General features: G+C 67.6%; 18 protein-coding genes and 1 other RNA gene. 12 read left to right on the forward strand and 7 right to left on the reverse strand.

Features of this window, described 5'->3' with window-relative positions; translation table 11 throughout:
- Positions 1-65 precede the first annotated feature (65 nt).
- Complete coding sequence (locus WDC82_RS07595) at positions 66-923, forward strand: prephenate dehydratase (RefSeq protein WP_340116650.1); 858 nt, start codon at positions 66-68, stop codon at positions 921-923.
- Here the strand turns inward: WDC82_RS07595 and nudC are convergent.
- Positions 920-1,867 (reverse strand): NAD(+) diphosphatase, encoded by a 948-nt coding sequence (nudC, locus tag WDC82_RS07600; protein WP_340116651.1) that lies wholly within the window; start codon positions 1,865-1,867, stop codon positions 920-922. The genes WDC82_RS07595 and nudC overlap by 4 nt on opposite strands.
- A gap of 124 nt (positions 1,868-1,991) precedes the next feature.
- Between nudC and WDC82_RS07605 the strand changes: the two genes are divergently transcribed.
- From WDC82_RS07605 to WDC82_RS07630, 6 genes are all read left to right on the forward strand, one after another.
- Entirely contained in the window at positions 1,992-2,669 is a 678-nt protein-coding gene (locus tag WDC82_RS07605; RefSeq protein WP_340116652.1) for a DUF6134 family protein, read from the forward strand.
- Between the two features lie 123 nt (positions 2,670-2,792).
- Positions 2,793-2,891: signal recognition particle sRNA small type (gene ffs, locus WDC82_RS07610), an RNA gene on the forward strand.
- Positions 2,892-2,978: 87 nt separating this feature from the next.
- Complete coding sequence (locus tag WDC82_RS07615) at positions 2,979-4,931, forward strand: DNA polymerase III subunit gamma/tau (RefSeq protein WP_340116653.1); 1,953 nt, start codon at positions 2,979-2,981, stop codon at positions 4,929-4,931.
- Positions 4,928-5,251, forward strand: a complete 324-nt coding sequence (locus WDC82_RS07620) for a YbaB/EbfC family nucleoid-associated protein (protein WP_340116654.1) — start codon at positions 4,928-4,930, stop codon at positions 5,249-5,251. The genes WDC82_RS07615 and WDC82_RS07620 overlap by 4 nt, the downstream gene beginning before the upstream one ends.
- A gap of 22 nt (positions 5,252-5,273) precedes the next feature.
- Positions 5,274-5,873 (forward strand): recombination mediator RecR, encoded by a 600-nt coding sequence (gene recR / locus WDC82_RS07625; RefSeq protein ID WP_340116655.1) that lies wholly within the window; start codon positions 5,274-5,276, stop codon positions 5,871-5,873.
- A 137-nt stretch (positions 5,874-6,010) separates the two neighbouring features.
- Complete coding sequence (locus WDC82_RS07630) at positions 6,011-7,480, forward strand: DUF4139 domain-containing protein (RefSeq protein WP_340116656.1); 1,470 nt, start codon at positions 6,011-6,013, stop codon at positions 7,478-7,480.
- Positions 7,481-7,623: 143 nt separating this feature from the next.
- On the opposite strand, the gene WDC82_RS07635 is transcribed toward WDC82_RS07630, so the two are convergent.
- The gene (locus WDC82_RS07635) at positions 7,624-8,757 is read right to left on the reverse strand and encodes a DNA recombination protein RmuC (protein ID WP_340116657.1); all 1,134 of its coding nucleotides are present in this window, start codon (positions 8,755-8,757) and stop codon (positions 7,624-7,626) included.
- Positions 8,758-8,974: 217 nt separating this feature from the next.
- On the opposite strand from WDC82_RS07635, the gene def reads away from it, so the two are divergent.
- The 3 genes from def to truA are packed head-to-tail and all read left to right on the forward strand — an operon-like array spanning position 8,975 to position 11,202.
- Positions 8,975-9,511, forward strand: a complete 537-nt coding sequence (def, locus tag WDC82_RS07640) for a peptide deformylase (protein ID WP_340116972.1) — start codon at positions 8,975-8,977, stop codon at positions 9,509-9,511.
- Between the two features lie 12 nt (positions 9,512-9,523).
- Positions 9,524-10,456: a methionyl-tRNA formyltransferase gene (gene fmt, locus WDC82_RS07645; protein ID WP_340116658.1), complete on the forward strand. Its 933-nt coding sequence runs from the start codon at positions 9,524-9,526 to the stop codon at positions 10,454-10,456.
- Positions 10,453-11,202 (forward strand): tRNA pseudouridine(38-40) synthase TruA, encoded by a 750-nt coding sequence (gene truA, locus WDC82_RS07650; RefSeq protein WP_340116659.1) that lies wholly within the window; start codon positions 10,453-10,455, stop codon positions 11,200-11,202. Before fmt ends, truA begins: the two co-directional genes overlap by 4 nt.
- A 6-nt stretch (positions 11,203-11,208) precedes the next feature.
- Here truA and WDC82_RS07655 read toward each other — a convergent pair whose 3' ends face one another.
- From WDC82_RS07655 to dapD, 3 genes are read right to left on the reverse strand one after another with little or no spacing between them, the layout of a single operon-like run.
- Entirely contained in the window at positions 11,209-11,778 is a 570-nt protein-coding gene (locus WDC82_RS07655; RefSeq protein ID WP_340116660.1) for a hypothetical protein, read from the reverse strand.
- Positions 11,775-12,941, reverse strand: coding sequence for a succinyl-diaminopimelate desuccinylase (dapE, locus tag WDC82_RS07660; protein WP_340116661.1), 1,167 nt, complete (start codon positions 12,939-12,941; stop codon positions 11,775-11,777). Before dapE ends, WDC82_RS07655 begins: the two co-directional genes overlap by 4 nt.
- A 25-nt stretch (positions 12,942-12,966) precedes the next feature.
- Complete coding sequence (gene dapD / locus WDC82_RS07665; protein WP_340116662.1) at positions 12,967-13,812, reverse strand: 2,3,4,5-tetrahydropyridine-2,6-dicarboxylate N-succinyltransferase; 846 nt, start codon at positions 13,810-13,812, stop codon at positions 12,967-12,969.
- Between the two features lie 341 nt (positions 13,813-14,153).
- On the opposite strand from dapD, the gene WDC82_RS07670 reads away from it, so the two are divergent.
- Together WDC82_RS07670 and WDC82_RS07675 are read left to right on the forward strand one after the other, a co-directional pair.
- Entirely contained in the window at positions 14,154-15,914 is a 1,761-nt protein-coding gene (locus WDC82_RS07670; RefSeq protein WP_340116663.1) for a diguanylate cyclase domain-containing protein, read from the forward strand.
- Positions 15,914-17,191: a DUF2336 domain-containing protein gene (locus tag WDC82_RS07675; protein ID WP_340116664.1), complete on the forward strand. Its 1,278-nt coding sequence runs from the start codon at positions 15,914-15,916 to the stop codon at positions 17,189-17,191. Before WDC82_RS07670 ends, WDC82_RS07675 begins: the two co-directional genes overlap by 1 nt.
- A 17-nt stretch (positions 17,192-17,208) precedes the next feature.
- On the opposite strand, the gene argB is transcribed toward WDC82_RS07675, so the two are convergent.
- Positions 17,209-18,114, reverse strand: coding sequence for an acetylglutamate kinase (gene argB / locus WDC82_RS07680; protein ID WP_340116665.1), 906 nt, complete (start codon positions 18,112-18,114; stop codon positions 17,209-17,211).
- A gap of 77 nt (positions 18,115-18,191) precedes the next feature.
- On the reverse strand, positions 18,192-18,851 hold the full coding sequence (gene yihA, locus WDC82_RS07685; protein WP_340116666.1) for a ribosome biogenesis GTP-binding protein YihA/YsxC: 660 nt from the start codon (positions 18,849-18,851) through the stop codon (positions 18,192-18,194).
- Positions 18,852-18,862 lie beyond the last annotated feature (11 nt).

The following is an 18,862-nucleotide window of genomic DNA, read 5'->3' on the forward strand; positions in this document are numbered from 1 at the left end:
CAGAGAAGGCAGAGAGCTATGTCAGAGGCCCCCGAGACGGCGCCCACGCCGATGGCGTCAAAGCGATGACCGTCAAAGACGTCATCGCTTTCCAGGGCGTCCCCGGCGCCTATTCCGACATGGCCTGCCGGGCCGCCCGCCCGGACATGACCACGCTGCCTTGTGCCTCCTTCGAGGACACCTTCGCTGCCGTCCACGACGGGCTGGCGCGCTTTGCGATGATCCCGATCGAGAATTCCAGCGCCGGCCGCGTTGCCGACATCCACCACCTGCTGCCGGATTCCGGGCTGCACATCATCGGCGAGCACTTCCAGAAGGTGGAGCACCAGCTGCTGGCGCCCCCCGGCGCCACCATGGACAGCATCCAGACGGTGCACAGCCACGTGCAGGCACTGTCCCAGTGCCGCCTCTACACGCGGCGCCAGGGCATCCGCCCGGTAGTCCATGCCGACACGGCGGGCGCCGCCAAGGAGGTCGCCGAGCTGGGGGATCCGACGCGCGCGGCCATCGCCTCGGAGCTGGCCGCGGAGACCTATGGTCTGCAGATCCTGGACGCCAACGTCCAGGACATCCCGCATAACACTACGCGCTTCATCATCATGGCTGAGGAACCGATCGACCCGCCGATGGACGACGGGCCGGTGGTCACCACCTTTGTGTTCCGTGTGCGCTCGGTGCCGGCGGCGCTCTACAAGGCGCTCGGCGGCTTTGCCACCAACGGGGTGAACATCACTAAGCTGGAAAGCTACATCATCGACGGCAGCTTCACCGTGGCGCAGTTCTACGCGGATGTCGAAGGCCACCCGGAGAACCGCATGGTGCGCCTGGCGCTCGAGGAACTCAGCTTCTTCTCCCGCGAAGTGAAGATCCTCGGCGTCTATCCGGCCAATCCCTTCCGCGGCACCGACAACGGCGACGACTAGCGTTCTTCCAGCCAATCCTCGATGAGGCGGCGGGCGATGGAATCGCGGCGCGGCAGCTTGAATGTTTCGTTCTCCGGCGAATTCTTCAGCTCCTCGCGGCTATACCACGCGGCGCTTTCCAGTTCGTCGGGGCCGAGCTGGGGCGGGGCGTAGCCGGCGCGCGCATGGAAGCCCAGCATGATCGAAGAAGGAAACGGCCAGGGCTGCGAGGAGTGATAGTGGACGTCCTCGACGGCAAGCCTCAGGCCGACCTCTTCCCAGATCTCGCGGACGACGGCTTCCTCCAGGCTTTCCCCCGGCTCGACGAAGCCGGCCAGGGTCGAGTGCATCCCGGGCGGCCAGAACGGTTGGCGGCCCAGGAGGCAGCGGTCGGCACCGTCGTGGACCAGCATGATCACGGCGGGGTCAGTGCGCGGGAAATGGACGGCGTTGCAGGCCGTATTGGAGCAGCGGCGCTGGTGGCCACCCTTCTCGCTCACCGTCGGCGCACCGCAGACGCCGCAGAAGCCGTGGCGCGCGTGCCAGTGGGCAAGACCGCGCGCGTAGGCGAGCAGGGCGCTGTCCCGGCGGTCCATGATGGGGCCGACGGCGCGCAGGTCCTGGAAACTGCCGCGCCCGGCGGTCAGGGCGTCGATCGCCGGCGCCTCCAGCGGTGAGAAATCTACGGCCAGGTAAGCGGTCTCCTCGCGCAGGCCGAGGAAGATGGCCTCACCCGCGACGTCCAGCAGGCCGCCCAGTTCCGACCGCGCCAGGATCACGGCTTGGGCTTCGGCGGCGATCAGGTGTTGGCTGCGCCACAGCGGTACCACGCGGCTTTTGGGATCGCGCAGCAGGGCGGCCAAGCGCTCGGCGTCGCCCCGCAAACGGTCGGCGCGGTCCAGCGGCACTTCTGCGTAGAAGTTGGGTTTTCTGGGCTTGGAGTCTGAGTACTTGGAATTCGGCATGGGCGGCCAAGGTGGCACGACCGCCGCGTGGCGGCAATCGCCCCGTTGCACCCTCGAGCAGGGTCCGCTGCGTAGGTGATCGAGAGGCCGCAACAGCGCAGTCTCGCAGGCTAAGGAACCAATGATGCAGCGCAGGCAGATGCTGAAACTCCTGGGGGGCGGTATGTTAGGCGGTGGTCTTACTGGCCTCTGCGGTCCCGGCGCAGCCGCGACCGCCTGCGGGGGCTATCCCGCCGGCGATCGCTGGGCTTTCGACGTATTGCGCCACGACGCGGTCATCGGCGACCACGTCTTCACCTTCTCGCGGGGCACGGCCTCGCGGGACACCGCCCCAAGGGACGCGGGCGATTTCGTGGTTGAGGTGGCCATCGACATCACCGTCGGCTTCCTGGGCGTCACCCTCTTTCGCTTCACGCACCGTGCCGAGGAGATCTGGCGCGGTGGCCTGCTGCAGGCGCTCACCAGCGAGACCGACGACGACGGCACGCTCTGGCAGGTGCGCTACGAACGACAGGGTGACAACCTGCGCGGCAGCGTGAACGGCGCGCCCGCGGAGGGCCCGGGGGATATCCTGCCGGCCAGTCTGTGGCACCCCGATACCCCTAGGGCGACCCGCCTGCTGGATACCGTCGACGGCGGCATAAAGCCGGTTGCCGCGGTGGTGCTGGCGCCACCGCCGGCCGGTCACTTCCGTCTCACCGGCGGCATTGAGCGGGAGGTCTGGACGGATGCCGCCTGCGGCCTCACCCGCGTGGTCTTCCCGGCCCGCGACGGCTCGCTTATCACCTTGGCCCGGCGATAGGCCCGGGAATCCGGGGAATCCCTCCGTACTGGCGTTATCTTTCGGAAAAGTCCCCAGAATCTGCGGCAAATGAAGGCGCCGGGGGTCTTGCTCCGGCGGGTCCGATGGCCGATATTGAGGGTGGGAGGTTGGCGGCGGACGGATCACTCGCCAACCCGGTCAGGTCCGGAAGGAAGCAGCCGTAACGAGATTCCGGTCCGGGTCGCTGTTCCAACCTCCCACCCGCTTTCCGCTGTCCCGCGCGGGGTTTCCGCGCCGGGTCAGGCCGCAGCCCCCCGGAACGATCCACGGCCTCCGACTGACTGCCTGATGAGCGACGCCCCCAGCGACATCGAAACCGCAACCGCCGCCCCCGAAAGTCCGTCGGGGAACGTTGTGGCCAATGAAGCGGGTGGTAGGGAGAGCCTCTACCGGGTGCTGGCGCGCAAGTACCGCCCTTCCACCTTCGCAGACCTGGTGGGCCAGGAAGCCCTGGTCCGGACCCTCACAAACGCCATCGAGACCGGCCGCCTGGCGCATGCCTTCATCCTCACCGGGGTGCGCGGCGTCGGCAAGACGACCACCGCGCGGATCATAGCCCGCGCCCTGAACTGCGTCGGGCCTGACGGCGCGGGCGGACCGACGCCGGCGCCCTGCGGCGTCTGCGACCAGTGCATCGCCATCGCCCAGGACCGTCATGTCGACGTCATCGAGATGGACGCGGCCAGTCGGACGGGGGTGGCCGACATCCGTGAGCTGATCGAGGGCGTGCGCTACCGCCCGGTGCAGGCGCGTTACAAGATATACATCATCGACGAAGTGCACATGCTCTCCAACAGCGCCTTCAACGCGCTCTTGAAGACCTTGGAAGAGCCGCCGGAGCACGTCGTCTTCATCTTCGCGACCACCGAGATCCGCAAGGTACCGGTGACCGTGCTGTCGCGCTGCCAGCGCTTCGATCTGCGCCGTCTCACCACCGAGGACCTGCAGGGCCTCTTCTCGCGCATCGTTGCCAAGGAAGGCGTGACCGTGGAGCCGGAGGCGCTGGCGATGATCGCGCGGGCCGCCGACGGGTCCGCGCGTGACGGCCTCTCGCTGCTCGACCAGGCGATCGCGCTAGGCGGCGGCACCACGGTGAAGGGCGCCCAGGTGCAGGCCATGCTGGGCCTTGCCGACCGCGCACGCATCTTCGACCTCTTCGATGCGCTGGTCGCCGGCAAGCTGCCCGAAAGCCTCGACATTGTCGCCGATCTCTACGCCGCCGGCGCCGACCCGGCGGTGGTGATCCAGGATCTTCTGGAACTGGCCCACTTCCTGACCCGCGCGAAGCTGGTGCCGCAGGCACTGGACGCGCCGGGCCTGCCTGAGACCGAACGCCTGCGCGGCAGGGAATTGTCGCAAAAGCTGACCATGGCCGCGCTGGCGCGCATCTGGCAGATGCTGCTGAAGGGCCTCGGCGAGGTGCAGAGTGCGCCGGTGCCGCTGCAAGCCGCGGAGATGGCCCTCATCCGCCTCGCCTACGTCAGCGATCTGCCGACGCCGGGGGAGTTGGTCGAGCGGCTGAGTGGGGCCTCCTCGTCGGCGCCGGCGTCGGGTGGCGGCGGCCGTGCCGCCGCGTCTTCGGGTGCCGGGTCCTCGGGTAGCCCCAACGGCGGCGCGCCGGTCGAGGCACGCGGTGCGTCTTATGAAATGAGCGCCCCGGGCGGCGACAGCGGCTCACGGGCCTCTTTGGCGCGCGCCGTGGCGCCGCGGCCGGAGCCCGACGAACTGGTGGTTCCGCGCTACGATCCGCTCGACACGCCCTTCGATGAGCCCCGGGCAGCCATGGCCCCGAAGCAGACTCCGGCGCCGAAGAGCTTTGCCGAGGCCGTCGCCGTGGTGCGCGACCAGGGTGAGAGTATCCTCGCCAACCACTTGATGGACGACGTGCAACTGGTGCGCTTCGAGTCCGGCCGCATCGAGCTGCATGTCGGCGAGGCGGCGCCGCCCAATCTCGCGTCGCGCTTCGGCGCGGTGCTGGAGAAGGCCTGCGGCAACCGCTGGGTCATCACGATTTCGCAGCAGCCCGGCGAGGCGACGCTGCGCGATCAGCAGAAGGCCGAAGAGGCCGCCAAGCGCGACGCCGTCATGCAGCATCCGTTGGTGCAGGCGATCGTCGAGACCTTTCCGCAGGCCAAGCTGGTGGCGCGCCGCGACCGCAAGCTGCCCGAGCCGGCCTTTGTGCCGGACGCCCCGCCCAATGATATGGATGCCCTGTCCGAAGAAGGAGCCGACGAGCGATGAAGAACCTGGGCCAGATGATGAAGCAGGCACAGGCGATGCAGGCCAAGATGGCCGAGATGCAGGAAAAGCTGGGCCAGATGGAGGTCACCGGGCAATCCGGCGGCGGTATGGTGAAGGCGGTCCTCAACGGCAAGTCGGAACTGCGCAGCCTGAAGGTCGATCCCTCGTTGGTCGATCCGGGCGACGTCGAGGTCATGGAAGATCTCATCGTCGCGGCGGTGAACGACGCCAAGGCCAAGGTGGAAGCGGCGGTGGCCGAGCAGATGAAGCAGGTGACCGGCGGCCTCGACCTGCCGGCCGGCTTCAAGCTGCCTTTCTGAACCCCTGCCCGACTGACGTTTCATGATCGCCGGCGACCTTGACCGCCTGATTCAGTTGCTCGCCCGCCTGCCGGGTCTCGGCCCGCGCTCGGCGCGTCGCGCTGTCCTGCACCTGATGAAAAAGCGCGAGGCGCTGATGCTGCCCCTGGCCGAGGCCATGGCCAGGGCGGCGGAGTCGGTGACCCATTGTTCGCTCTGCGGCAACCTCGACACCCGCGACCCCTGCGGCATCTGCCGGGATACGACCCGCGATCCCAAGCTGCTCTGCGTGGTGGAGGAGGTCGCTGATCTCTGGGCGCTGGAGCGCTCCGGCGCGTTCAAGGGCCGCTACCACGTGCTGGGCGGCACGCTCTCGGCGATCGACGGGCGCGGGCCCGATCAACTCAGCATCGGCAAGCTGCTGCAACGCACCGCAGCGCCGGATCAGCCGGTGGAAGAAGTCATCCTGGCACTCTCGGCCACGGTCGACGGCCAGACCACGGCGCACTACATCTCAGAGCGTCTGGCCGCCAGCGGCATCAAGGTCTCCCGCCTCGCCCACGGTGTGCCGGTCGGTGGCGAACTCGACTACCTCGACGACGGCACCCTGACGGCGGCCTTGAAGGCGCGGCGGCCAGCCTGAAGTTCTACGCCAACGGAAAGGCCTTTCCGGAACAAAGTCTTGCCGCAATTTCCTGGCAGACTGATGCTGTAAACCTCTCCTCCAAGCACCTTCAAGTCGCCGTTCCCCCCCACGCTTCTTCAAGGACCACCGGCTCCATGACCCTCCTGCGTCCTGTCACCTCCCGCCGTTCCGCCGCCTTGGCGGCGGCTCTGCTGCTCTCAACGGCCATCCTCGTTCCCACGTTGGCGCCCAGGCCGGCCTTCGGCCAGGAACTGGCGCTGACGGCGGAGAACCGCCGCAGCCTGACGCTCACCGTCTACAACCAGAATCTCGGCCTGGTGAGCGAGACCCGGCGCGTCGACCTGCCTGCCGGCGAAACCCTGCTCGCCATCGCCGACGTCTCCGGCCAGATGCAGCCGGAAACCGTGCTGATCTCGGCGATCGGGCTGCGCGTGATCGAGCAGAGCCTGGATGCCGACCTGTTGACGCCGGGGCGCCTGCTGGAGGCTGCCCTCGGCCAGACCGTGCAGATCATCCGGCGTCACCCGCAGACCGGCGCGGACATCGTCGAGGAGGGGCGCGTGCTGTCGCTGAGCGGGGGCCTGGTGGTGCAGATCGGGGACCGCGTCGAGATCGACCCGCCCGGCCGGATCGCCTTCACCCGGATGCCGGCGGGCCTGCGCAACGAGCCGACGCTGCTGGCGCGCGTGTTCCCGGGCCAGGCCGGCCCGAACGATCTCCGGCTCGACTACCTGACCGGCGGACTCTCCTGGCGCGCCGACTACGTGGCGCGGCTGAATGCGGCCTCCGATCGGCTTGATCTCGCCGCGCTGGTGACCCTGGCGAACTCTACGGACAGCGATTTCACCGATGCCACCCTGCGCCTGGTGGCGGGCGAGGTGAACCAGGCGGCGCCCGTGTTCAAGGGGCAGGCCTATGCCGCCCGCGGCGAGATGGCGTCCATGGCGCCGATGCAGGCCGACGGCATGTCGGCGCCGGTGGCGGCCGCCGACCGCTACGTTTACAGCGTGGAGCGGCCGGTGACGCTCCGGCGCGGGGAGACCAAGCAGATCCCGCTGATGAGCGCCGAGGGCGTCAGGGTGGCACGCGAGTACCGCTTCGAGGGGGTGGTGAACGGCCATCCGGGCGTCGAGGAAATTGGCCCGGTGAACGCCGTCCTCCTGCTGGAACTGGAGAACGACCCCGACCTCGGCCTCGGGGCGCCGCTGCCGGCCGGCACGGTGCGGGTCTACGGCCCCGCCCAGGCGGCATCGGGGGCGGGGGCCACGCTCTTCCTCGGCGCCGATCAGATCGAACACACGCCCGAGGGCGAGAAGGCGCGCCTCAACCTGGGTGAGGCCTTCGATGTGACCGCCCGGGCCGAGCGCACGGTTTATGAGCGGCTTTCCGACAGCAGCTACGATACCGGCCAGCGCATCACTGTGAAGAACGCCAAGGACGAGGCGGTCGAGGTGGTGCTGGCGGGCCTGATGCCCCAGGGCTGGACTCTGCGCGAGGAAAGCGCTCCGCACGAGACCGAGAGTGCCAACCGGATCACCTGGAAGCTGACGGTTCCGGCCGGCGGCGAGGCGACGTTGACTTACCGCATCCGAGTGTCGAACTAAAATTAGGCAATAATCAGTTAATTATCGTTTTGAAGATGGATAGGTCGACAATTGGCGGTCTGCGCGTATAATTAACTAGATTTAGCCTAATATGCGGAGTGTCAGGTCGGCATGAGGGTGGCGCTGCCCGAACCGCGGCTCCTTCAGTGCGTTGTGGGTGCGCCCAGCGGCGGAGGCGGCGGCGCGACCTGCTGAGCCTCGCGCTCGGCATCTTCCAACTCCAGTTCGCCGATCTTCTCGCCGCGGCTGACGATCTTGTTGGCCGAGGTGCGGATGTCCTGGATATCGCGCGAGGCCTGGTCGAAGTGGCTCTCCAGCTTGCCGACCCTTTTGTCCAGGCGGACGACATCCTCCATCATCTTGCCGACCTCGGTCTGGATGATGGCGGCCTGCTCGCGCATCCGTACGTCCTTCAATACCGCCCGCACCGTGTTCAAGGTCGCCATCAGCGTGGTGGGAGAGACGATCCAGACGCGCGCCTTGTAGGAGGCCTCGACGACTTCGCGGTAATTGGCATGCAGCTCGGCGTAAACCGCCTCGCTGGGCAGGAACATGAGCGCCGATTCCGCCGTCTCGCCGGGGATGATGTAGCGCTGGGCGATGTCCTGAACGTGGCGGCGCACGTCGGCGGCGAAGGCGCGCCGCGCCGGCACCAGCAGGGCCTCGTCGCTGCCGGCCTTGCGCAGCGCCTCGTAGCTTTCCAGCGGGAATTTTGAATCGATGGCGATGGCGCCCGGCGGGTTCGGCAACTGCAGCAGGCAGTCGGCCCGCCGCCCGTTGCCCAGGGTCGCCTGGAAGGCGTAGGCCGAGGGTGGCAGGCTCGCCTCGACGAGGTCGCGCAGCTGGATCTCGCCGAAGGCACCGCGCGCCTGCTTGTTGGCCAGAATGTCCTGGAGCCCGACCACCTGGGTCGAGAGCTCGGTCAGGTTCTGCTGCGCCTTGTCGATGACAGCCAGACGCTCGTGCAGGTTGGCCAGCGCGGTCTGGCTTTTCGTCGAGGAGTCGTTCAAGCGCTCGCCGACCTGTTTGGAGAAGCCCTGCAGGCGCTCGTCCACCGTCTTGATGACCACCCGCTCCTGGGCCTGCAGGCGCTCGATGATGACGTTTTGCACGGCGGTCTGGCTCTCGGCCATCTGGGCGAGCCGGCCGGTGAGGGCGGCGAGTTCCGGGTTCTCCTGGGGGCCCTGGGGGGCGGGCCGGCGGCGCAGCAGCAGGCCGAGGACGGCCCCCACCGCGAGGGCGGCAGCGACGGCGACGATCAGGGTGACGAGGTCCATAGGGCCCGACTCCAAAAGAAGAACAGAACGCGAATCCGAGGCTAGCACAGGAACCGGGCGCGGCCCAGCCGTGCCGGCAACGCGCCCGCTGAATCGCTTGACCCCGGCGGGATGAGGCCATACCTAAGTTGGCCGTTGGGGTGTTGCTTGCCGGCACGGAACCGATCGTGCCGGAAAGCTGCCCTTGTCACCGATCTCCTTGCCGACTTGGTGGGCCATGGCTCTGCTACCGATCATCACCGCTCCCGATCCGCGCCTGAAGAAGGTTTGCGCGCCTGTCGATGCCGTCGACGACGAGATCCGGCAGCTTATGGATGACATGCTGGAGACAATGTACAACGCGCCGGGCATCGGCCTTGCCGCGCCCCAGGTGGGCGTGCTGAACCGGGTCATCGTGGTCGACGTCGCCGGCGATGACGAGGACAAGCAGCCGCTCTACATGGCCAACCCGGAACTGGTCGCGGTTTCCGACGACGATGCCGCCTACGAGGAGGGCTGCCTCTCCCTGCCGGAGCACTACGGCGAGGTGGTTCGTCCGGCCAAGATCCGCGTGCGCTTTCTCGATCGCGAAAACGAAATCCGCGAAATGGAGGCCGACGGCCTCCTGGCCACCTGCATCCAGCACGAGATGGACCATCTCGACGGCATCCTCTTCGTTGACCACCTGACGGCGCTGAAGCGCAATATGATCCTGCGCAAGCTCTTGAAGGCGAAGAAGTCCAACACGCCGCTGGCCAGCTACGCCACCGTCTGACGCGGGGGCCCCATGACCTTGCGCCTCGCTTTCATGGGCACGCCCGACTTCGCGGTGCCCACCCTGAAGGCGCTGGCCGAGGCCGGCCACGAGATCGCCGCCGTCTATTCGCAGCCGCCACGACCCGCGGGGCGCGGTCAGAAGGCCCGCCCTTCGCCGGTCCAGGACTATGCCGAGCGCCAAGGCTGGCCGCTGCGCACGCCCGAGACCCTGAAGACCCCGGAGGCCCAGGCTGCGTTTGCGGCGCTGAAGCTGGACGTCGCCGTGGTCGTCGCCTACGGCCTGCTGCTGCCGCAGGCGATCCTCGCTGCGCCGCGCCTGGGTTGTGTGAACGTGCACGCCTCGCTGCTGCCGCGCTGGCGGGGTGCGGCGCCGATCCAGCGCGCGATCCTGGCCGGCGACGCAGAGACCGGCGTCACCATCATGCAGATGGAGGCGGGACTCGACACCGGCCCGATGCTGCTGAAGGAGGCGGTGCCGATCGACCCGGCGACGACCGCGCAGGACCTCCACGACCGCCTCGCCGCGCTGGGTGCTTCGATGATCAACAAGGCTCTGGCCGGCCTCGTCGACGGCAGCCTTGAGGCCGTGCCGCAGCCCGACGAAGGAATCACCTACGCGGCCAAGATCGACAAGGCCGACGGGCGCCTGGACTGGCGCGACAGTGCCGTGGCACTCGACCGCCGGGTGCGCGCTCTTACTCCCTGGCCCGGGGCTTATTTCGAGCTCGAGAACGAAAAGGGCCGCGAGCGGGTGAAGGTTCTGGCCGCCGAGGCGCAACCGGACCGCGGCGCGCCGGGCAGTGTGCTCGATGACCGGGCGACCATCGCCTGTGGCGAAGGGGCGTTGCGGCTCTTAAGAGTTCAGCGGGCGGGTAAGGCGCCGATGGAGATCGACGCCTTTCTGCGCGGCTTCGATCTGCCGGTGGGCAGCGTGCTGCCGTGACCCGCTACAAGATCACCGTGGAATACGACGGCGGCGGCTTCGTCGGCTGGCAGCGCCAGGACAATGGCCCCTCGGTGCAGGCAGCGCTGGAGGAGGCGGTATTCCGCTTCTGCGGCGAGCGGGTGTTGGTGGAAGGGGCAGGCCGTACCGATGCCGGCGTGCATGCCTTGGGGCAGGCAGCGCATTTCGATCTCGGAAAGGACACCACCGCCGACACAGTGATGAAGGCGGTAAACTTCCACCTGAAGCCGGCGCCGGTCGCAGTGCTCTCCGCCGAAGAGGTTGCCGCTGATTTTCACGCGCGCTTTTCGGCGATCCGCCGGTCCTATCTCTACCGCATCGTGAACCGCCGCGCGCCGCTGGCGCTGGAGCGTGGGCGCGCCTGGTTCGTGCCGCACCCGCTCGATGCCGGGGCGATGCACGAGGCGGCGCAGTTGCTGGTCGGGCACCACGACTTCACTTCGTTCCGCGCCAGCGAGTGCCAGGCGAAGTCGCCGGTGAAAACTCTCGATGTTCTCTCCGTACAGCGCGGCGGCGCGCTCATCGAAGTACGTGCTGAGGCACGTTCTTTCCTGCATCACCAGGTGCGCAACTTCGTCGGCTCGTTGAAGCTGGTCGGCGAAGGCAAATGGTCAGCGGCCGATTTGAAGACCGCGTTGGAGGCACGCGACCGTGCCGCCGCGGGGCCGACAGCGCCGCCTGCCGGGCTCTATCTCACCGAGGTCGGCTATCCGTCCGCATCATGACCCGATTCAGTAGATGATGCCGGCGGCGATGTTCACGATGAAGAAGTCGATGAAGGTGTCCAGCGCGACCAGGCCAATGGCGCCGGGGACGCTCACCTTGAGGCATTGCCAGGCGACGAACCATTGCAGGCAGGCCACGTAGGCGAAGAGCACGAGGTTCACAAGCGGCAACAGCGCCTCGGGTAGAACTCCGCTGCTGCCGAGCACGGCGGCAACCAGCGCCAGGTGGGTCGTCACCACGCCCGCCCAGTTCTTGGCCGAGAGATAGCGGAAGAAGGCGCTTTCCTTGTCGATGACCTGGCAGATGCGGTGGGCGATGACCGGAAAGACCGTCCAACTGAGGCAATAGCAGAGCGTAATCGTCAGTGCGACGATGACGGAATCGGCGGCCGGGGTCTCGTGCTCTCCCAGCAACAGCGCGATGAGGAATGCCGGTGCGACGAGGACGGCGGCGAAGAAGGAGCGCAGCGTGGCGGCCGGCGACTCATCGAAGTACGCCGTCCCCTGCGCCTGGAAGCGGGCCAGGTAGAGGGCACCGAACACCCGGTAAATAATCTCCTGGGTTGTCGGGATCATCGCGCGAAGTAGCGCTGCAGCACGGCGCGGTAGATGGCGGTCAGCTTCTCTAGGTCGTCGACCGGCACGTGTTCGTCCACCTTGTGGGCGGTGGCGTTCAGGAGACCCAACTCGGCCACCGTGCAGTGGTCCTTGATGAAGCGGGCGTCGGAGGTGCCGCCGGTGGTTCCCAGCTCAGGCGCCTTGCCGGTGACGGAAGCGACGGCGTCGGAGACGAGATCGCTCCATGGCCCCGGTGCGCAGAGGAAGGATTCGCCGGACACCCGCATGGTCATCTCGTAGCGCGCGCCGCGGCTGCGGTCGATCGCCCTGTCGAAGCGTGCGCGCAGCCAGGCCTCCACCGAAGCGCTGGTATGGATGTTGTTGAAGCGCACGTTGAACAGCGCCGTCGCCTTGCCGGGGATCACGTTGGTCACCGGGTTGCCGACATCGATGGAGGTGACCTGCAAGCTGGAGGGGGGGAAGTGTTCGTTGCCGTGGTCCAGCGGCTCGCTCACCACCACTTCCAGCATGCGCGCCAGATGGTGCAGCGGATTGTCGGCGATATGCGGATAAGCGGTATGCCCTTGGGTACCGAATACCGTGAGCACGGCGTTGAGGCTGCCGCGCCGGCCGATCTTCACCATGTCGGCCAGGGTCTCGTTGCTGGTCGGCTCGCCGACCAGGCAGGCATCCAGGGTTTCGCCGCGCTCCGTCAGCCAGCGCAGGACCTTGCGGGTGCCGTTCACCGCGTCGCCCTCCTCGTCACCGGTGATCAGCAGCGAGATGGAGCCTTTCGGCGGTCCGTCCTTCAAAAAATCGCCGAGCGCGGCGAGGAAGGCAGCGATGGAGCCTTTCATATCGACGGCGCCGCGCCCGTAGAGCGTGCCGCCGCGCAGCTCGGCGGCGAAGGGATCGGCGCTCCAGGCGGCGGCATCGCCGGCCGGCACCACGTCGGTGTGCCCGGCATAGCAGAGGTTGGGGCCTTCCGTGCCGAGGCGGGCGTAAAGGTTATCGGTTTCCGGCGCGCCGTCCTCGGCAAACGGCAGGCGGTGGCACGTGAAGCCGAGTTCCGTCAGCATCGACTGCAGCAGGTCCAGCGCACCACCCTCAATGGGTGTAACGCTGGGGCAGCGGATCAGCGCCTGTGCCAGTTCTAGGGTATCGAGCTTGCCCGCCGCCATCAGCCGCGCCTTTCTTGCCGGGGGCTCAGGTCCGCAGCAGATCGTTGATCGAGGTCTTGGAACGCGTCTTCTCGTCGACCCGCTTGATGATCACCGCGCAGTAGAGGCTCGGCCCCGGGCTGCCGTCGGGCAGCGGCCTGCCGGGCAGGCTGCCCGGCACCACCACGGAATAGGCCGGCACGCGGCCCATGTGAACCTCGCCGGTCTCACGGTCGACGATCTTGGTGGAGGCGCCAATGAAGACACCCATGGAGAGCACCGAGCCCTCCTCGACCACCACGCCCTCGACCACCTCGGAGCGCGCGCCGATGAAGCAGTTGTCCTCGATGATGACCGGACCGGCCTGCAGCGGCTCCAACACGCCGCCAATGCCGGCACCGCCGGAGAGGTGCACGTTCTTGCCGATCTGCGCGCAGGAACCGACGGTTGCCCAGGTGTCGACCATGGTGCCGCTGTCGACGCGGGCGCCCAGGTTCACGAAGGACGGCATGAGCACGACGCCCGGAGCGATATAGGCCGAGTGGCGGACGATGCAGTTGGGCACCGCGCGAAAGCCGGCGTCGCGAAAGCGGTTCTCGCCCCAGCCCTCGAACTTGGAGGGCACCTTGTCCCACCAGTTGGTGTTCTCGCCCGGGCCGCCCGGCACCGGCACCATGTCGTTGAGGCGGAACGACAGCAACACCGCCTTTTTCAGCCACTGGTGGACTTCCCAGCCCTTGGGGCCCTTCTCGGCGACCCGGAAAGTGCCGTCGTCCAGGCCGGCCAGTGCGGCGGTGACCGCCTCGCGGATGTCGCCCTGAGTGCCGGTATTGATTGTGTCGCGCGCTTCCCAGGCACCTTCGATGATGCCCTTCAACTGTTGTGTCTGCATGGGATCCTGTGGGGCTGCTTCAGGCGTCTGTCGGGGCCCCGAATATTGCCGGGGATGCAGCGGAAGATGCGGGAGGGTCGCCGCCCTGTCAATCTTCCCCGGGGTTCCCCCAGCCTGCCGACCCATCCCGGGAGGACCGTATTCCCGGCGATTTCGGGCCAATCACGGTTAAGCGGCGGTAAAGGCCCAATCCGGGCCGCTTCGGCTGCCTGCGGCAGCGTCAGCTTGCCGCAGTTTGCGGTCGCAAAATGACACGCCCACTTAAGCGCATCTTAACTGCGAAAGGCGCAGATTCCGAGGCCCGAGGCTAGCCTCACGCGCGCGACAAAAGAGGTATCCGAATGGCACGTTCGCCGGCGGTGAGCGGCCCATCCAGCGACAGCGACCTGACGGAAAGCTACCGGCGCCTGGTGGAAGAAAACGCGTCGGGTGCGCTGCTTTCCGCCGGTGGCGCTTTTGCGCAGTTCCCGGGTGCGGTCCTGCTCGCCGGGCACAATGGTATTGTGCTGAGCGCCAACGACCTCGCCGAGCCGATCCGCCAGGTTCTGCAGGCCGGCCGTCACGAGGAACTGAGGACTGCCGTGCAGGCGGCGCTCGGCGGCACCGCCGCCCAGATCAATCCCCTGGTCCTGCGTGTTTCTGAAGCCGCGGCGAACACGGAGCGTGCTTTCGACGTGGTGGTGCTGCCCTGGGCCGACGGCACCGTCGCTCTGCTGCTTGGCCGCGATGTTACTTTGGAACGCTCATTGCGCGCGGCGCTGGTGGAATCGCGCCAGCGCTATAAAGATCTGGTCGAGATCTCCAACGATTTCGCTTGGGAGACCGACGCCGAGGGCTGCTTCGTCTTTGTCTCGCCGCGCGGCGCCCTGGGCTATGCGGCGACCGAGCTCGTCGGCCGGCCCGCCCACGCGCTGCTGCTCGACAACGACCCCCTGGCCGACGGCGCGGCGACCTCGCCCTTCACCGCCAGGGCGATGGTGGAGGAGGCCGAAATCTGGGTACGCAACGCCGCGGGCGAGCAACTCTGCCTGCTGTCGACAGCCCTGCCTCTGACGGCTGAAGGCGGCAACTGGATCGGCGCGCGGGGCGTCTGCCGTGACATCACGGCTCTGCGCTGCCACGAAGCGGAACTCGCGGAGGCGCGCAACCGCGAGCGGCTGTTCTCCTACATCGTCAACATGGTGCGCCGCGAGCTCGACCCCGCGCGCATGCTGGGCGCGACCGCCGAAGCCCTGATGCCGGCGATGGCGCTGACCGGCCTGTCGGTCCATGCCCTGGTGGAGGGTGACGGCGGTGGCAAACTGGGCGAGGCGCTGGCCGAGGCCGGCAAGCCGGCTCACGCCGACCTGCTGGCTTCCCTGTTGCCGCAGCTTGCCGACCGCCAGGCGGTGGAGCTGCACGATGCATCCGGCGATCTGCTGCTGCGCGCGACCCGCTACCGCGACACCACCAACGGCCTGCTCTGCGCCTGGCGCGCCAGCGGCACCCAGGGTTGGACCGCCGAGGACCGCAGCCTGCTCGACAACATCGCCGGCCAGGTCGGCCTCGCCATCGAACAGCTTGCCCGCCAGACCGAGATGGAAGAGCTCTCCATGACGGACCCGCTGACCGGTCTCAATAACCGGCGCGGTTTCGTCGAGAGGCTGGAGCAGCAGGTCGCTGCCGGCGGCGTGAAGGGCGCGCTGTTCTACATCGACCTCGATAACTTCAAGCGGGTCAATGACACCCACGGCCACCAGACGGGTGACGAGGCATTGCTCGACGTCGCTGCCCTCCTGAAGGATCAGATCCGCAACGGCGATCTTGCGGCGCGTCTCGGCGGCGACGAGTTCGCCCTGTTCCTGACCGGCATGGACCGCAGCGCAGCCGAGCGCAAGGGCGAGCAGCTGCTGAAGGTGGCGGAGCGTCTGCGCGGTTTCTCCGGCGACAAGGACCATCCGCTCGGCATCTCGCTGGGCGCTGCGGTCTACGATCCGCGCACTGGGGAGAGCTTGGAAGCGCTATTTCACCGCGCCGACGAGGCGATGTACGCCGCCAAGCGGGCCGGTAAACACAAGCTGGCGCTCGCCTCCGACTACGACCGGCGGGGGGGCCACGGTTGATGGTGCTCGGAATCGGACGCAAGAAGCTGCCGGAAAAGCTCTCCTACGAGGAGAGCAGAGAGTTGGCGGAGAACGGTTCGGACAAGGCCCGTGCCGATCTCGCCGCGCGCCCCGACCTCAGGCCAGAGGTGCTCTACTTCCTGGCCGAGGATCCCTCGACCGAGGTGCGTCGGCGCATCGCCGCCAACGCCCAGACGCCGCGCCAGGCCGACCTGATCCTGGCGCGCGACACCGACGAGGCGGTGCGTGCCGAACTGGCCTCCAAGGTCGCCCGCCTGACCGCCATGGATGGTCACGGCGCCCAGGAAAAGGCGCAGCGTGTGGTCGAGGAGACCCTGGAACTTCTGGCCCGCGACCAGGCGACTCGGGTGCGCCAGATTCTTGCCGAGACGCTGAAGTCGCTCGCCGGGGCGCCGCCGCAGGTGATCCAGCGCCTTGCGCGCGATGCCGAGGACGTGGTCGCCTGCCCGGTGCTGGAATTCTCGCCGCTGCTGAGCGACGAGGACCTGCTGGAAATCATTGCCGCCTCCGGCGTTTCCAGCCGACTTTGCGCGATTTCCCGCCGCAGCAGCCTCGGCGAGGCGATCTCCGACGCCATCGTGCAGCGCGACGACCGCAAGGCGGTGGCCGAACTGCTGGCCAACAAGTCGGCGCAGATCCGCGAGGAAACCCTGGACCGGCTGATCGATGGCTCGGTGCAGGAAACCGCCTGGCAGCCTTCCCTGGTCGAGCGCCCGGCTCTACCCAACGGCGCGGTGAAGAAACTTGCCGGCTTTGTTGCCGAGACCTTGCTGAAGAAACTGCAGAGTCGCAGCGACCTTGACGATGAGACCGCCCAGGTGGTGGCGGAGGCGGTCCGCAAGCGCATCGACGAGGGCAGCGACGCCAGGGAGGGCAAGGCCAAGGTCGCACCTGCAGCAGCCGACCCCGCTGCGGAGGTCGCCAGGCTGAAGAAGAAGGGCAAGTTGAACAGCGAGGCCGTGGGTGACGCCGTACTGGCCGGCCAGCGGGATTTCGTGCGTCACGCGCTCGCGGCCCTGGCCGGTGTCGGCGTGGACTATGTCGACCGGGTGCTGCAGGGCCACTCCGCCAAGGGCATCACTGCGCTGGCCTGGAAGGCCGGCTGCACCATGCGTGTTGCGCTGCAGCTGCAGACCAACATGGGCGGCATCCCGCCCAACAAGGCGCTGCACGCGCGCGACGGCAGCGACTTCCCGTTGTCCGCCGAAGAGATGGAATGGCAGCTCGACTTCTTCGCCAGCCTCGGCCAGCAGTAAGTCCGCCTTCAGGCAGCTCAGCGCGAGACCAGCGTGCCGATGCCGCCGCCGGTAAAGATCTCCAGCAACATGGAATGCGGCACGCGGCCGTCCAGGATGACCGCCGCCTCGACGCCGTTGTTCACTGCCTTCACGCAGGTCTCCAGCTTGGGAATCATGCCGCCGGAGATGGTGCCGTCCTCGCTCAGCCTGGCGATCTGCTCGGTGCTCAGCTCCGGAATCAACTCGCCCTCCTTGTCCAGCACGCCAACCACGTCGGTCAGCATCAGCAGGCGTGAGGCGCCGGCCGCGGCGGCGATGGCGCCGGCGGCGGTGTCGGCGTTGATGTTGTAGGTCTCGCCCGCCGGGCCGACGCCGATCGGCGCGATGACGGGGATGATGTCAGAGTTCTGCAGCGAGAAGAGGATCTTCGGATCGATCATTGTGGGCTCGCCGACGAAACCGAGATCAAGCACCTTCTCGATGTTGGAATCCGGATCGCGCTTGGTGCGACGCAGCTTCTGCGCCTGGATCAGGTTGCCGTCCTTGCCGGACAGACCGACTGCACGCCCGCCGGCGGCATTGATGGCGCTGACGATCGACTTGTTGATGGTGCCGGACAGCACCATCTCAACCACCTCGACGGTGGCCTCGTCGGTGATGCGCAGGCCGTCGATGAACTCGCTCTTCACCTGCAGCCGCTCCAGCATGCGGCCGATCTGCGGACCGCCACCGTGCACCACGATCGGGTTGATGCCGACCTGCTTCAGCAGGGCGATGTCGCTGGCGAAGAGGTGGGCCAGTTCGGCGTCGACCATGGCATGGCCGCCGTACTTGATGACGAAGGTCTTGCCCGCATAGCGGCGCATGAAGGGCAGCGCCTCGGTGATGGTCCGGGCGGTGCGCAGCCAATGCTTGGTATCGCTGATGTTTTTCTGCGTCATCATGAGGGTCCCAAATCACTTCCCCGGAGGGCGTCTTCGCGGCATGCCGTGCGCCGCACGGTGCCGGCACTCTAACGTCAGGCGGCCGGTTCTGCCAGCGCTGCCAGCGCGGCGCGCAGTTCCGCGATGCCGGCGCCGGTCTCCGAAGAGGTAGCGAGGCAGAGCGGATGGGCGGCCGGATGGCGCGATACCGCTGCCTCGGTTTCCTCGGTGATCCGCTTCAACGGCCCCGGCTTTATCTTGTCGGCCTTGGTGAGCACGATCTGGTAGGAGACGGCGACGGTATCCAGCGCCTTCATCACCTCTTCGTCGCTGGCTTTCAGACCGTGGCGTGCGTCGATCAGCAGGCAGACGCGGCGCAGCTGCGGGCGGCCCTTCAGATAGCCGCGGGTCAGCTCGTTCCAGCGTTCGATGTCGGTCTTGGGGGCGCGGGCATAGCCGTAGCCCGGCAGATCAACCAGGATGAGGCGCCCGCCGAGACTGAAGAAGTTCAGCAGCCGCGTGCGTCCCGGCGTGTTGGAGGCACGTGCCAGATTCTTGCGGCCGGTCAGCGCGTTCAAGAGGCTCGATTTGCCGACATTGGAACGCCCGGCGAAGGCGACCTCGCTGCCCCCGCTGAGGGGCGGCAGGTCGTTCTCGTCGGCCGCCGAGACCAGAAAGTCGCAGGGGCCGGCGAAGAGAAGCCGCCCTGTTTCCAGGGCGGCTTCGGTTTCCTCGCGCGTGGGCGTATCGCTCATGGCGGTCGTGC

This window comes from Pelagibius sp. 7325 (assembly GCF_037652055.1).
Lineage (GTDB): Bacteria > Pseudomonadota > Alphaproteobacteria > Kiloniellales > Kiloniellaceae > Pelagibius.